This is a genomic window from Marinicella gelatinilytica, from assembly GCF_026410405.1.
GTDB classification, from domain to species: Bacteria; Pseudomonadota; Gammaproteobacteria; order Xanthomonadales; family Marinicellaceae; genus Marinicella; species Marinicella gelatinilytica.
Map to the genome: position 1 here is coordinate 127,607 of NZ_JAPMLN010000003.1, position 13,235 is coordinate 140,841.

The following is a 13,235-nucleotide window of genomic DNA, read 5'->3' on the forward strand; positions in this document are numbered from 1 at the left end:
TTTTTAAATAGTATATTTCTTAAGGGCAATGAAGATGACGACAAAAATGAGTAAAGATGAAGCGCATAAATTGGTGGATCAGCTACCGGTTGATTCGACATGGGGCGATTTAATGCGTAAAATATACATTCGCGAGACCATTGGAAAAGGTTTAAGTGACAGTCATGCCGGTAAAATAAAACACGTGTCAGAAATAAGGAAAAAACACGGACTTTCTGAGTGAATGTGTATTGGACCGAAACAGCCGAGATTCATATCTCTTCATAAAGGATTACATACCACATTAAACCCAATCAAATTGATATTTTTGCGGTTGTTTACGGTGCGATGTATTTTTTGCAGGGAAGATAATATTCATAACTAAAGGTATCAGGAACTCAGCCCAACCTAACTTAATTCGTGAATGGAAGTAGCCTGAGCCCTGTCTAAGGCGTTGTTTAGTAATTATTAGTCCATGTGTTTGAAGGAAGCTTCGACGGGCTCAGCCGTCTTGAGAATTATTTTCAACCTATTGCTCTATAGTTGTCGAACCCAATGAATTTGTTGTGCAGTAACGTTACTTTGACGACGTTATTGGTAATACAGAGCCTAAACCCAGATGGTCAATAAATGGAATAAAATCACGATCTAAAAAAAGTAACGGCAGCTTTTGTTCGATACAAAAGGTCGCAATAATAACGTCCGCTGTTTTGCGGATGGTGATACCTTTCTTGCGGAGTGTTCTGTAATTGTCCGCACATTTTACAGACATATCTTTGCCAAGCATTTCCAGTGGATCCAGTGTCAGTAGTAATTCTTTAGTTAGTTGGTATTCGTGGTCATCACGAATCCCTTGAAGAATTTCGAGAAAGATTAAATCCCCCATAGCAACAATGCCTTCTATGATGGCATCATCAAGGGCGTCTGTGTGTTGGCTTTTAATACCTTTCAAATAATCGATCCAAACACTGGTATCAACCAGTATCACCGATTGCTCCGCATCTCGTCTAAATCACCTTCCCATTTAACCCGACCGCGCAGTTTGCGAATTTCCTGTTGCTTACTGCGTAACAGAAGTAATTTAAGGCCTTGTTCAACCGCTTCTTTTTTGGTGCGGTATCCGGTGGCTTTAATAACTTCAGCCATCAGCTTATCATCGATTATAATATTAGTTCTCATATATCACCCATGTGTATACTATGTATTAAAATACACATTTTAGCATAATCAAAGATTTAAAGCGTAGGCTTGTATTTCCTTATTGAGTTATTTCGATGCTAAGCAATAAATTACAGACAAAGCATTTGTTAATTACTCACAAGTCATTCCATCTACACCGGCAAGCAATATAATATTTTGCGTGACAGTGGTGCCATCTGATTTCGATAAGGTGATTTCACCGTTGTTGCAGTCAAAAAATGTGATGTCCGCGCTGCCCCATTTTTGCACACCAGAATTGGCTGCTGTGGGCTTCATGGTTAAGCTGCCACCGTTGCCGATAAAGCCCGGTAGCATATCTAAAGTATAGGTTTCGTCTTTTTTAATCGTTTTAGGCCCGGTGGCCGACATCAGCCATAAAGCTTCACCATTGCTGTTGGCTTTATAGCCGTAATAATACATCACCATACCAACCGGTTTCTGAACGATATTATAACCGGAGCCATTATAATCAGGGTCGTACCAATTACCATTAATCGATGAAATAACTGTATTGTTTATATCTGATTGTGGGTTTATTTCAAAATACTTATCTGAGTTAACTGCTGAACACTCATCAAATAAAGTTACATTTGTGTTATCACAAGAAAGGATAAGGGTAAATGGTTGGCTTAACAGACTGTGAAGCCAACTACCTATTGGTTCGTAATTTTGTTTTAAATATAGTCACATTACAACTACTTACCTCTTAAGTAAGTACTATTTTGGCTTGCTCCGCAAGCCATCTGTAAATCTTAAATAATATTAGGTGGTTTTATAAAGCTTTGTTTTTGTTTGTTGCACTAAATCGTCTATAGGAATGTAGGTGTATCGCACTAAATTGGACTTGATAGCGATTGGATCCACGGGTCGGTGCCTGAGGATGTCGCAAATGAGGAAAAGTGTAGAAGTATTAAAAGCCTTATTATTTTTTTAAACCCAATTAAGATTACAATGAGTCGGCATTCATTGTGGACGCTTTAATCAGTCCAAACTATGTTAAGTTAATCTGTGCTAAAATAATGTTTTCCTTATTGGAGTGATTGATGTCAGAATTTAATCAAAATAATGCGAAGCTTGTTATTGGTGATTTACCGCAAAAGTGGGGATGGTTGTTGGCTTTGGGACTTGTCTTTATTATCCTGGGTACCATCGGTTTGGGTTTAAGTGTGGCGATGACTGTGGTGACCATATTATTTTTCGGGGTGCTGCTGTTAATTGGTGGTGTGGTGCAGATTTTTGAGGCCTTTAAGCATAAAGGCTGGAAAAGCATTCTTGGTCATGTATTGATTGCGGCCATTTATTTATTGGCCGGAATTATGCTGATTACTGAGCCGGTGGTTGGCTCTATGGCATTAACCGCGTTGTTGGCTGCGGCCTTTATTATCACCGGTTTATTTCGAATTTTTATGGGCTTCCAATTAAAAGGCTATGGTCTGGGTTGGGGCTGGTTGGTGTTTGCCGGTGTTATTTCACTGGCGTTAGGTGTCATGATTTTCTTTCAATGGCCGGAATCAGCACTGTGGTTTATTGGTTTGATGATTGCCATTGAAATGATTTTCCACGGCTGGGCTTATGTGATGTTGGCTTTGGCCGTCAAATCTTTGAAATAATATAGACAACAACTTTTTAACGAGCCATTGATACAATGGCGTTATTAAAAATCAGGTTAAAAAGATGAAGATAAGACAATTAAGCCTATTGTTGGGCATACTCATCATGCTGCCAATAATTGCCCACAGCAAATCAGCACAAGAAATTAATATTTTAGCGGATGCCACTTTACAGCGTTTCAACAAAGAAGTGACTGGCGGCCAACAATTTTTGAATCAAGCCGTTGGCGTATTGGTATTTCCACAAGTGCTAAAAGCCGGTTTAGGGGTTGGTGGTGAATATGGAGAAGGGGTGCTGCGAGAAGGTGGCAAAAACACCGCTTATTACAGCACCGCATCGGCCAGTTTTGGCTTTCAAGCCGGGGCCCAGTCCAAGTCTGTGGTGATTGTGTTTTTGGAGCAGTCAGCGTTAAACAAGTTTAAACAAGCTAAAGGCTGGAAAGCCGGGGTAGACGGTTCGGTGGCGATTGTCAAATGGGGCGTTGGCGAGGACATTAACACCATGGATTTTAAAGACCCGATAGTGGGCTTTGTGTTTGGAAATAAGGGGTTGATGTTTAACTTGACCTTAGAAGGCTCAAAAATAACTCGTATCACTCGTTAATGTAAAATAACAGCCGGCCATCATCTAAGGTCTCTATCAGAAAATGAATTGTCGGCTGATTACCACGGACTCTGCTGTAAAACCTTAGTAGTTGTTAGGATCCTTTGACCATCTTGCGTAAGCAAAAACCCACAGCATGATAATATTTATAAATGGTACAAAGGCAACTAAAATCCAGAGCCGAGAAAACCCGGCACGTCGAATTATTTTGGCAATTGGCCAGAGTATTATCAAGTAAGTAAGTATTCCTGATAAGAGAATGGTGGTGTTTTCAAAAATTGTCAGTGACATCTTGATGCGCCTTTATGATTTAATTTAAAAACGCTGAAACATATCATTGTAGCAAAAGTCATGTACGTCTACAGTTACTGCTTTTTGACGAACTCAGTGAGGATCACAATACGTTGGCCTTCGACTCGGCCCTCAATATGCTCAATGTTATTGGCAACCAAGCTAATGCCTTTGACTTTGGTGCCTTGTTTGGCGGTGAAGCCGGCACCTTTGACTTTGAGGTCTTTGATTAAAAAGACGTCGTCACCATCGCTTAACTCATCACCGTTACTGTCGCGGTGTTTTTCTTGTTCATCTTCTGTCGAAGTTCCGGAACTAAAGCCGGCTTTGGCCCAGCTGCTTTCCTCGTCGGTCAGATACATCATATCCAATAAATCTTGCGGGCCGTGGTTATGTTGCAGGTGTTTTAAAACCCGCCAGGCCAGGACTTTAACAGCAGAGACTTCGCTCCAGACGCTGTCATTCAGACAATGCCAGTGATTAACATCCATGGTGTCAGGATTATCAATTTGAGTTCGGCATTGTTCGCAGGCATACACATAGTCGCTAATGTCGTTGCCTTCTTTGGGTGTGACTAAGTAAGCGGATAAATTTTCTTCTGAACGGCATAATTCGCATTGTTGATGACTGCGTTGTGCCAGTTCTTCGGTTTGTTGATCTGTCATATTCATGGCGCGAATTATACGCCATATAAAAATATTTTGTTATTACATAGAGTGTAGGTTGGTGCTGAGCGAAGCGAAGCCCAACATCGAACCAGAAAAATTGTTGGACTGCCTTAAGAGGCCCTGCTTTTGGTCGCGGTGCTCAGCCCAACTTACGATTTTATCAATTGTTCTTAAAAGAACGTTTTAAAATCGCGTTAAAATCAAGCGTGCCGGGCAACTGGCCAAAACATAAACCTGACGTATTAGTCAATCGGGCTTCACAATAGGCGTCACTGACTAAATCATTACCCAGTTGAATGAGTTGTGCGGCTTGCATGGCTTTGGCCATTTTTTCCACATAAAAGCGGGCGGATACTTGTGTAAAGTCTTTGCCGGAAAGGGCTTTGAGTTCATCCACAGTTTGGTCAAATAAGTTGTGGCTGCCCTTGGATTTTTCTAATTCTTTGATAAACGACTGGTAACAGGACGGTTGTTTATGAATGGCGCGGATGAAATCCAGGCATTGTACATTGCCACTGCCTTCCCAGATGGAGTTCACCGGGGCTTCCCGATAAAGGCGGGCCAGTGGTAATTCTTCCACATAACCGATACCGCCCAAACATTCCTGGGCTTCGCCGATGTGTATCGAAGCGCGTTTACAAATCCAGTATTTACCAACAGCGGTCAGCAGACGTACTAAATCACGTTCATGCTGTTGGTCCTGGTGGTCCAGAGCATGGGACACCCGTGCGGTTAATGCCAGGGCGGCTTCAGATTCCAGACATAAATCAGCGGCCACATTTTGCATTAATGGCTGATTAATCAGTAACTCACCAAAGACTTTGCGTTGAGCAATATGGTGTAAGACTTGTACCGTGGCCTGGCGCATCAGGGCCGAGGAGCCGATCATACAATCATAACGGGTCATGGCCACCATTTCGATGATGGTGCGCACGCCTTTGCCGGGCTCGCCGATTAAGTGGGCGTCGCTACCGGCAAATTCGATTTCAGCCGAGGCATTGGAGCGGTTACCCATTTTGTCTTTCAAACGCTGAATATGAATACTGTTTTTATCACCGTCATAACGCCAGCGCGGCATCAGAAAACAACTTAATCCGGCATCGGTTTGAGCCAAAGTGAGAAAAGCATCACTCATGGGTGCTGAGCAAAACCATTTATGGCCGGTTAAATGATAGCGTTCGCCCAGCTCATCTGAGCCAATGTGCTTAGCCTGCGAGGTGTTGGCGCGAACATCGGTGCCGCCTTGTTTTTCGGTCATGGCCATACCAACGGTGGCGGCTTTTTTTTCAGACAGCGGCAGATTACGACCATCGTAGTCACTGTTGAGAATTTTCGGGAACCAATGTTTGGCCAGTGCCTTGTTGTGATTAATACTGGGTACACAGGCAAAAGTCATGGTCAGAGGACAGGCACTGCCGGCTTCATTCTGGTTATACAAATAATTGCGTGCCATACGCACCACATGGCTGCCGGGTTGGTCGTCTTTCCAGGGTAAGGAGGGAATATCATATTCACAAGCCAAAGCCATTAAGTCATGATAGGCCGGATGATAGCGGATCTCGTCAATGCGTCGGCCATAGGCATCATGGGAATAAAATTCAGGTGTCACCTTATTGGCCACATCACCTTTGGCAATCCATTCGGGTTGGCCCAAAAGCCCGCCTAATTTGATTAAACTGTCGTTACCCCACTGGCCATTAAATTGGGTGCAGACCTGTTGTAAGGCGACATCGCTTTGGTAGCTGTTATAGTTAACCAGCGGTTGTGGTTGGTTAATGACTTGATGGGTGTTGAGTTCGTTGTTCATAATCAATAATGCGGTGGTGTTTCGTCTTGAGGCGCTGAGTCTAAGGCATCGTGGACTTGTTTGAGTTGATCTTTGAGCTGGTTGTTGTGGTGTTTGAGCTTAGTCAGCTGTTCATCCTGACGGAAAACAGTGGTGTTTAAGGTATCCACGGTGTCTTCCAAAAAAGCCATACGGGTTTCGATATCGACCAGTTTTTGGTTTAACTCCTCAATGTTTGACATGGCGCATGTTGTTTTGTAGTAGATTGATTATAATAACATAGCACTCACAGAGACGAACCTGATACATGTCAAAAACAGCTGCTTTTTCACCGGCTTGTGAACGAAACCGTAAACCGATTTTGAATGAACTAAAAACCATTGTGCGACCTGAGGATCGGATTTTGTTGGAAATCGGATCAGGCACCGGCCAACATGCGGCTTATATGGCACCGCAGTTGACCAATATATTTTGGTACCCAACCGATATGGAAGACAAAATAGCGGGTATTGAGCAATGGCGGCAAGAAGCCAATTGCGAACGTATTCAGACATCACAGGTTTTTCGGGTGGGAGAAAGTAACTGGCCGTTGCAATCAGATCAGGCCGATATGGTCTTTACCGCCAATACCTTTCATATTATGCCCGCTGACCTGGTGGCTCAATTAATTCAACAGGCAGGTGAAAATATGCACAAAGGTTCTCGTTTTGTGGTTTACGGACCTTTTAAGTACGGTGGTGACTTTACCAGTGAATCTAATCGTGAATTCGATCGCCAGTTAAAAGCCACGGCAGAGCATCAGGGTATCCGTGATTTTGAGTGGATTGATGGACTTTTTCAACAAGCGGGTTTTCGATGTCTAAAAGATGTCTCGATGCCGGCCAATAACCAGTTGTTAGCGTATGTCAAAACCAGTTAAATTTAAAGACCTCAAACAGGCGCAGACGGCGATTGCCGATTATGTCATTAAAACACCGTTGTTTCAGTCACGGCGGTTAAACGATTGGCTTGGCCATGAAATCTATTTTAAAGCCGAAAATTTGCAGCGGGTCGGTGCCTTTAAAGCCCGTGGTGGCTGTAACGCGGTGCGTACTTTATTGGCCAATGAGCCGAAAGTGGACCGGGTGTACGCGCGTTCCTTAGGCAATCATGCCCAGGCGGTGGCATGGGCTGCCCGTTTATTTGATATTCCGGCGACCATCTATATGCCCAAAACCGTCTCGGCGGTGAAATTACAAGCCACCAAGGATTACGATGCTGATGTGGTGCTATACGATCACATCGATGAAGTGACTTCGGTGGAACGTGAGGTTAATGAAAAGCCGGGGCATTTTTGGATTTCACCTTTTAATGACAAGGCCGTGATTGCCGGCCAGGGTACCGCCACCATCGAAGCCATTGAACAAATGCCTGAATTACCCGATGCCCTGTTTGCCCCTTGCGGCGGTGGCGGTTTATTGTCGGGTATGTGGATAGCCACCAGAGAATTGGCACCCAATGCGCAAGTCATTGGCGTGGAGCCGGAAACCGCCAATGATGCCTGGCGTTCTATTCAGGCCGGAAAAATCACACCGTTGGATACGCCTTCTCATTCCATTGCCGATGGTGTCAGGACCTATGAAATTGGTGATATTACCTTTGAATACTTAAAAGAAATGGATGATTTTATGCTGGTCAGTGAGCAAGGTATTATTTACTGGACCCAGTGGCTGCAGCATTTATTAAAATTACATATCGAAACCGCCAGTGCCATGTCCATGGCTGCGGTGTATCAGTGGCTGCAACAACAATCCACACCGAAGAAGGTAATGGTGATGTTATCCGGTGGTAATATTGACGCCGCCACCATGCGTCAAATATGGGCAGAGGATCAATTACAAGAAATACCGCGCTTATAAACCGTTAATCAATGGTTTTGATGAGTCGAAAACCCACATGAGACAAGGCTTTGTTCGGATCCGCGGATTCGGTGCTTTGGGTGGCGGCTAAATCTGCGCTCATCCAGGAGCCGCCGGCGGCACAAAAATCACTGTTACCACAAGCGCGCACCCATTCGGCCACATTGCCGGTTAAATCATGGCTATTTTTGGTCGCTGCAAGAGATTTCACCGGTGCAGTAAAAACATAATCATCCCGGCAATCACTGCGTTGTGCAAATTTAGATTCACTGTCGGTTTCTTGGCCGGCTATGTTGCTGTTGGCGCAGTTTGGGTTCTTAGCCAGTTGCTGTTGTGCTGATTGCCATTGTGCCAGGGTTGGTAGTTGATAGTCGGCTTGTTGACTTTCTGAAAGCCATGCGGCATAAGCGGAGGCTTGCGCGGCGGTGATACAAATCACCGGATGTTGGCCGGTCTGATCAAAAGGTGGTTTATCCCAGGTTTTTTTGAAGAAACCGCCTTTACCAAAATGTTCACAGCGCTCATTAAAACCTTGATCGGCGGCAAAGGTTTTGAATTGACTTACGCTGGTCTCACTTTGAGCCAACCAAAAATCGCCGACACCGGTGCTATTAGCTGCAGTCACAAATACCCAAGTATGTCCCGATAAGTCAGTCATCACATCACCACTTTTTGGAATGGCTTGATAACGGGTTTCGACAGCAGCTAAATCTGTATTATTTGGCGCCAGCATAAAAGACATGGTTAAATAATCTTGGGCTTGAGGGTTTGTGCGACGTTTTTGTATGGCGCCGTTAGCCAGGCTTATGGCTTGGCTTGTGATGTCATCAATCGCCGTTTGATAATCATCGGCTTTTATTGGATAGTCTTTAAAGAAGTCGGTTAACGACTTAATGTGAGTGATGGCATCGCCGTAGGCTTGTTGATCCAGTTTGCTGTTAATTAAACTGAAATAGTATAAACCCACTTTATGGAGTCCTTGCCGAGCAGCTTGGTTATCAGGATATTCAGCTAAAATGGCAGAAAATTGTGAGGCGGCATTATCATCGGCTGGTTTTGTTAATCGGAAATCTTTAAGGGATTCGTTGGCTGTCGATAGACGAGCTGTTAAGTCGGGCTCTTGTGATTGAGAAGCTCCATTTTCAGGTAAGGTGATGACGGTTTCCATTAATGAAGGTTCGGTTATTTGCTGAGGTGCCTCTTTAGCCAATAAATCCGGTGGTGTTAAAACGCTTGCTTGGGCCAAGGGTTCACTACTTGTTGGTTCTGTTTGTTGGTTAAGCTCGGCACTCTGTTCATTTGTTTTATCGCTTGAATTATCTGAAAACAACAGCAAAGCCACCACAATTATTGCCAGCATGGCAGCCATTGCTGAAATGGGATAAATAAATTTTTTATAAGATTGGGTTGATTTTTGGCGGTCAGGTTCAGGTTGACTGTCTTGATAGCGAATTTTCATCAAATCTGCTTTTAAGTCAGCCACAGACTGATAACGATCGTCGGGATCTTTGGCCAAACACTGATCAATAATGGGCTGCCACACACTGAGCGCTGCCGGTAGGATTGGAATCGGCTTATTAATATGAGACATCAAAATTGAAAAGTCACTGTTGGCTGAGAACACGTGCTCTCCGGTTATTTTTTCATAAATAATACAGCCCAATGAGTAGATGTCACTGCGGTGGTTAATGGGTCGTGACTGGATTTGTTCCGGACTCATGTAATGGGCGCTGCCTAAAAGTTGAGTCTCTTTGGTTTTGCGTTGTGTTTTTTTGGAAATGGCAATACCAAAATCGGCAATTTTAATGCGTCCAAATTGATCGAATAATATATTTTCGGGTTTTAAATCACGGTGGATTACACCATGTTCATGGGCATGGCTGAGACCGTCACATATTTGTCCCAGTAAATCAATTAAGTGCTCTGCATTGGTACAAATAATTTCACTAAAATCACCGTGCGTTAAATAAGGCATGGTGAAGTAAGCTAAACCTGAGGGTAACTTTTTGGCTTCATAAATACTAATGATATGCGGATGATCTAAAGAAGCCACGGTTTTGGCTTCTTCCACGAAACGCTCAGCCAACAATTTATCTTCCATGACCAATTTTTTTAAGACCTTAATGGCGACTTTGCGCTGTAATGATTGTTGGCGGCCTAAATAGACCGCAGACATACCGCCTTCACCAATTTTATCCAAAATGGTGTGATCTGGAATATTAATGTTTAATTTAGGAACGGTTCTCACGTTAGTCAGATTGCTATCAGTTAAAATTATTCTACTTAATTTAATCGTTCACACTGTTTTAAAAATTATTATCGCATGAAAAGTGTGACCGCCATCATAAAAATAATAAATATATAAATGAACCGACTTTTTAAATGTGAAAACTGCCAAAAAGGGTCAGTTATTTTGATTTCTCGCAGTTGTCGCTTGTTAAAGTGAACTCTGCGCATACAATAGTGACAGTTTTAATATCAGGACCCCATGGCTCTAATTAATTTTGAACAAGTTTATCTGGATTTTGGCGCTAAGCCTATTTTGGATGGTGTTAATTTAACCATCGAACGTGGCCAAAAGTGGGCCTTGATTGGTCGTAACGGTGAAGGAAAATCATCTTTGCTGAATGTGATTAATGGTACTTTGCCGATTGATGGGGGCGTCATTAAACGTCAAGATGGTTTGACTGTGGCTAAAATGCAGCAGTCCGCGGCGACCGCAGAAGGAGAAAGTACGGTGCGCGAATTCCTGATGTCATCACTTGGTGATGTGGGAGAGGCTTTGGCAGGATACGAGCAAGCCAAAGACACCGATGCCATGATGCGCTTCCAGCAACGCATTGATGATGGAGATGGCTGGCAACTTTTAAACCAACTGGATACCATTATTACGCGATTGCGATTGCAGGCAGACGCACAAGTACAAAGTCTTTCAGGTGGGGTGCGCAGGCGTCTAAACCTGGCGGCCGCTTTAGTGCAGGCGCCGGATATTCTGTTACTGGATGAGCCAACCAACCATCTGGACATCGAAACCATCATCTGGTTACAACAACTGGTCAAAAACTTAGATTGTGCGGTTATCTTTGTGACCCATGATCGCAGCTTTCTAAGAGAAGTCGCTAATGGTATTATTGAATTAGATCGGGGACAAATCTACAGTTACGATTGTGATTATGACACGTACTTACAACGTAGAGAGCAACGGTTAGAGGCGGAGGCCAAGGAATGGGAGCGGATGGACAAAAAACTGTCTCAAGAAGAAGTCTGGGTTCGACAGGGCATTAAAGCTAGGCGCACGCGCAGTGAAAGTCGTGTCCAGAAGCTACTTGAAATGCGTGAACAAAAGAAACAACGCAGACGACAATCAGGGAGTGCCAAAGCGGACATTAATGTGGCAGAAGCCGGTGGCAAAAAAGTCATCACTGCGTATAAGGTTGGTTTTAGTTTTGGTGAACAAACCATTTTGGACAATTTTTCCACAAAAATAATGCGTGGCGATAAGGTGGGTATTATTGGCCCGAATGGTGTTGGTAAAACCACCTTGGTGAATCTGCTGCTCGGTGAACTTGAACCGGATTCCGGCTCAATAAAATTAGGCACCGGTATTGAGGTGGCTTATTTTGATCAGCTTAAAAAAGACATTAATGACAATGATACGGTGCAAAACAACCTGCAACTGGGCACGGATTTTGTCACCATCAATGGTAAGTCGAGACATGTTATTTCCTATTTACAGGATTTTCTGTTCACCCCCGAAAAGGTCAGGGGGCCAGCCAGTGTGTTATCCGGCGGTGAACGATCCCGGTTATTGCTGGCACGTTTATTTGCACGGCCGGCAAACCTGTTGGTGATGGATGAGCCCACCAATGATTTGGATATGGAGACTTTAGACTTATTGCAGGATTTATTGTTTGATTTCCCCGGAACTGTGTTACTCATCAGTCATGATCGTGATTTTATCGACCAAGTCTGTACTCAGACAATTGTTTTTGAAAATCCTGAAGACGGTGTTTATGAAGTGAATGAATACATCGGTGGCTATGAAGATTATTTAAGGCAACGTAAGCCCAAAGAAGCCGCTGCTCAAAAGGACATTAAAACCAAGAGAGTATCTGAAAAACCGGCAGCCGGCAAGCAATCTTCTACCACCAATGCCCTTAAGTTCCATGAGCAGCAAGAATTAAAAAAATTACCGTCGGAAATTGATGGCTTAGAAGCGGATATTAATCAATTGTCTGCTCAAGCTTGTGAACCTGAGTTTTACCAACAGGATGCTGAAACCATAAAAAAAACCACCACTCGATTGGCTGAACTTGAACAGACTTTACAGGAAAAATATGATCGCTGGGATGAACTGGAAGCTAAAAAATCGACATCATAATTGTTGTTAATATTTTTTAGTTAGCCTGCTACACTAACCATGATTGATCATACTTCTCTTTAAATTAAATGTTACTATGACAGTCTTATTTGAAGGAAGTCGTTTTAGTGAGTTTGCAGATAAATTTTAGGTCTGTTTAATCCAAAATCTGATTAAATTTAGCAATCAGCTGTCGCAGTTGTTGTCGTTCGATTGTGGTTAATTGTTTCAATAAAGATTGTTCATATTTAACAGCGTCAGGTATGACTGCCTGCATCAAAGACTGGCCATCATCACTCAGCCGATTAATAACAGCCCGGGCATCTTCGGGATGGCTCATTTGTTTGATGTAGAATTTTTGTGCTAATATTTTTAAAGTTCTGCTGATACGAACTTTGTCCATTTGCGTGTGATCTGCGATGGCTTTTGCGGTGATATTTGGGTGGCTATTGAGAATCACTAACACCCGCCATTCTGAAACCGAAATATCAAATCGGTCGCGGTAATGTTTCGCCAGCCCCTTGGATATTTTTAGACTCAAGGCCGATATTTGATAAGGAATAAATTGTTTATAGTCCATGGATTTAGGGCTGTCACTTATGTGTCTTGTTGGGTTGTGATAAACACTATACCGTATTTAGTTTCAAATGTAACTATCTTGCGTTATAATGACTGTTTATTTGCGCATTCACTGTTTTATCAACCTAAGTGAATAAGCTTGCGACAATCACATTGCACGTTTTAGCCCTTAACCAATCGCCTCGTCAAATCGAACGGTTGTGTTCATGACAGGAAGCGTTATGTCGTTTTTTTTAATTGATCTTTAAAAGTGAGAATAA

Annotated in this window: 14 protein-coding genes; 6 read left to right on the forward strand and 8 right to left on the reverse strand. The window is 43.2% G+C overall.

The window, feature by feature from the left end:
• The first annotated feature begins 34 nt into the window (after positions 1–34).
• Complete coding sequence (locus OS173_RS03165) at positions 35–223, forward strand: hypothetical protein (protein ID WP_267182826.1); 189 nt, start codon at positions 35–37, stop codon at positions 221–223.
• A 333-nt stretch (positions 224–556) separates the two neighbouring features.
• Here the strand turns inward: OS173_RS03165 and vapC are convergent, their stop codons facing one another.
• From vapC to OS173_RS03180, 3 genes are all read right to left on the reverse strand, one after another.
• A complete protein-coding gene (gene vapC, locus OS173_RS03170; RefSeq protein ID WP_267182827.1) occupies positions 557–967 on the reverse strand; it encodes a type II toxin-antitoxin system VapC family toxin in 411 nt (136 codons plus the stop codon).
• Positions 964–1,158 carry a type II toxin-antitoxin system VapB family antitoxin gene (locus OS173_RS03175; protein WP_267182828.1) on the reverse strand — a complete coding sequence of 65 codons (195 nt, stop codon included), beginning with the start codon at positions 1,156–1,158 and terminating at the stop codon, positions 964–966. Before OS173_RS03175 ends, vapC begins: the two co-directional genes overlap by 4 nt.
• 132 nt (positions 1,159–1,290) lie before the next feature.
• Complete coding sequence (locus OS173_RS03180; RefSeq protein WP_267182829.1) at positions 1,291–1,599, reverse strand: hypothetical protein; 309 nt, start codon at positions 1,597–1,599, stop codon at positions 1,291–1,293.
• 623 nt (positions 1,600–2,222) lie between these two features.
• On the opposite strand from OS173_RS03180, the gene OS173_RS03185 reads away from it, so the two are divergent.
• Together OS173_RS03185 and OS173_RS03190 are read left to right on the forward strand one after the other, a co-directional pair.
• Positions 2,223–2,789 (forward strand): HdeD family acid-resistance protein, encoded by a 567-nt coding sequence (locus tag OS173_RS03185; protein ID WP_267182830.1) that lies wholly within the window; start codon positions 2,223–2,225, stop codon positions 2,787–2,789.
• A gap of 64 nt (positions 2,790–2,853) precedes the next feature.
• Complete coding sequence (locus OS173_RS03190) at positions 2,854–3,393, forward strand: BPSL1445 family SYLF domain-containing lipoprotein (protein WP_267182831.1); 540 nt, start codon at positions 2,854–2,856, stop codon at positions 3,391–3,393.
• Positions 3,394–3,758: 365 nt separating this feature from the next.
• On the opposite strand, the gene OS173_RS03195 is transcribed toward OS173_RS03190, so the two are convergent.
• From OS173_RS03195 to OS173_RS03205, 3 genes are all read right to left on the reverse strand, one after another.
• A complete protein-coding gene (locus OS173_RS03195; protein ID WP_323373166.1) occupies positions 3,759–4,355 on the reverse strand; it encodes a PhnA domain-containing protein in 597 nt (198 codons plus the stop codon).
• Between the two features lie 157 nt (positions 4,356–4,512).
• Positions 4,513–6,159, reverse strand: a complete 1,647-nt coding sequence (locus OS173_RS03200) for an acyl-CoA dehydrogenase family protein (RefSeq protein WP_267182832.1) — start codon at positions 6,157–6,159, stop codon at positions 4,513–4,515.
• Between the two features lie 2 nt (positions 6,160–6,161).
• On the reverse strand, positions 6,162–6,380 hold the full coding sequence (locus tag OS173_RS03205; protein ID WP_267182833.1) for a SlyX family protein: 219 nt from the start codon (positions 6,378–6,380) through the stop codon (positions 6,162–6,164).
• 65 nt (positions 6,381–6,445) lie between these two features.
• Between OS173_RS03205 and OS173_RS03210 the strand changes: the two genes are divergently transcribed.
• Both OS173_RS03210 and OS173_RS03215 read left to right on the forward strand, forming a co-directional pair.
• Complete coding sequence (locus OS173_RS03210) at positions 6,446–7,057, forward strand: DUF938 domain-containing protein (protein ID WP_267182834.1); 612 nt, start codon at positions 6,446–6,448, stop codon at positions 7,055–7,057.
• Positions 7,041–8,036 (forward strand): serine/threonine dehydratase, encoded by a 996-nt coding sequence (locus tag OS173_RS03215; RefSeq protein WP_267182835.1) that lies wholly within the window; start codon positions 7,041–7,043, stop codon positions 8,034–8,036. Before OS173_RS03210 ends, OS173_RS03215 begins: the two co-directional genes overlap by 17 nt.
• Positions 8,037–8,040: 4 nt before the next feature.
• Here the strand turns inward: OS173_RS03215 and OS173_RS03220 are convergent, their stop codons facing one another.
• Positions 8,041–10,284, reverse strand: coding sequence for a bifunctional serine/threonine-protein kinase/formylglycine-generating enzyme family protein (locus tag OS173_RS03220; RefSeq protein WP_267182836.1), 2,244 nt, complete (start codon positions 10,282–10,284; stop codon positions 8,041–8,043).
• Positions 10,285–10,524: 240 nt separating this feature from the next.
• On the opposite strand from OS173_RS03220, the gene OS173_RS03225 reads away from it, so the two are divergent.
• Positions 10,525–12,417 (forward strand): ATP-binding cassette domain-containing protein, encoded by a 1,893-nt coding sequence (locus OS173_RS03225; RefSeq protein ID WP_267182837.1) that lies wholly within the window; start codon positions 10,525–10,527, stop codon positions 12,415–12,417.
• A gap of 136 nt (positions 12,418–12,553) precedes the next feature.
• Here the strand turns inward: OS173_RS03225 and OS173_RS03230 are convergent, their stop codons facing one another.
• Positions 12,554–12,976, reverse strand: coding sequence for a MarR family winged helix-turn-helix transcriptional regulator (locus OS173_RS03230; protein ID WP_267182838.1), 423 nt, complete (start codon positions 12,974–12,976; stop codon positions 12,554–12,556).
• Positions 12,977–13,235 lie beyond the last annotated feature (259 nt).

Excerpts from the sequence above, each read along its gene's own strand:
- OS173_RS03175 (WP_267182828.1), bottom strand. The coding sequence starts at position 1,158 with ATGAGAACTAATATTATAATCGATGATAAGCTGATGGCTGAAGTTATT.
- OS173_RS03200 (WP_267182832.1), bottom strand. The coding sequence starts at position 6,159 with ATGAACAACGAACTCAACACCCATCAAGTCATTAACCAACCACAACCG.
- OS173_RS03215 (WP_267182835.1), top strand. The coding sequence starts at position 7,041 with ATGTCAAAACCAGTTAAATTTAAAGACCTCAAACAGGCGCAGACGGCG.
- OS173_RS03190 (WP_267182831.1), top strand. The coding sequence starts at position 2,854 with ATGAAGATAAGACAATTAAGCCTATTGTTGGGCATACTCATCATGCTG.
- OS173_RS03210 (WP_267182834.1), top strand. The coding sequence starts at position 6,446 with ATGTCAAAAACAGCTGCTTTTTCACCGGCTTGTGAACGAAACCGTAAA.
- OS173_RS03185 (WP_267182830.1), top strand. The coding sequence starts at position 2,223 with ATGTCAGAATTTAATCAAAATAATGCGAAGCTTGTTATTGGTGATTTA.
- OS173_RS03165 (WP_267182826.1), top strand. The coding sequence starts at position 35 with ATGACGACAAAAATGAGTAAAGATGAAGCGCATAAATTGGTGGATCAG.
- OS173_RS03195 (WP_323373166.1), bottom strand. The coding sequence starts at position 4,355 with ATGAATATGACAGATCAACAAACCGAAGAACTGGCACAACGCAGTCAT.
- OS173_RS03180 (WP_267182829.1), bottom strand. The coding sequence starts at position 1,599 with ATGTATTATTACGGCTATAAAGCCAACAGCAATGGTGAAGCTTTATGG.
- OS173_RS03225 (WP_267182837.1), top strand. The coding sequence starts at position 10,525 with ATGGCTCTAATTAATTTTGAACAAGTTTATCTGGATTTTGGCGCTAAG.
- OS173_RS03205 (WP_267182833.1), bottom strand. The coding sequence starts at position 6,380 with ATGTCAAACATTGAGGAGTTAAACCAAAAACTGGTCGATATCGAAACC.
- OS173_RS03230 (WP_267182838.1), bottom strand. The coding sequence starts at position 12,976 with ATGGACTATAAACAATTTATTCCTTATCAAATATCGGCCTTGAGTCTA.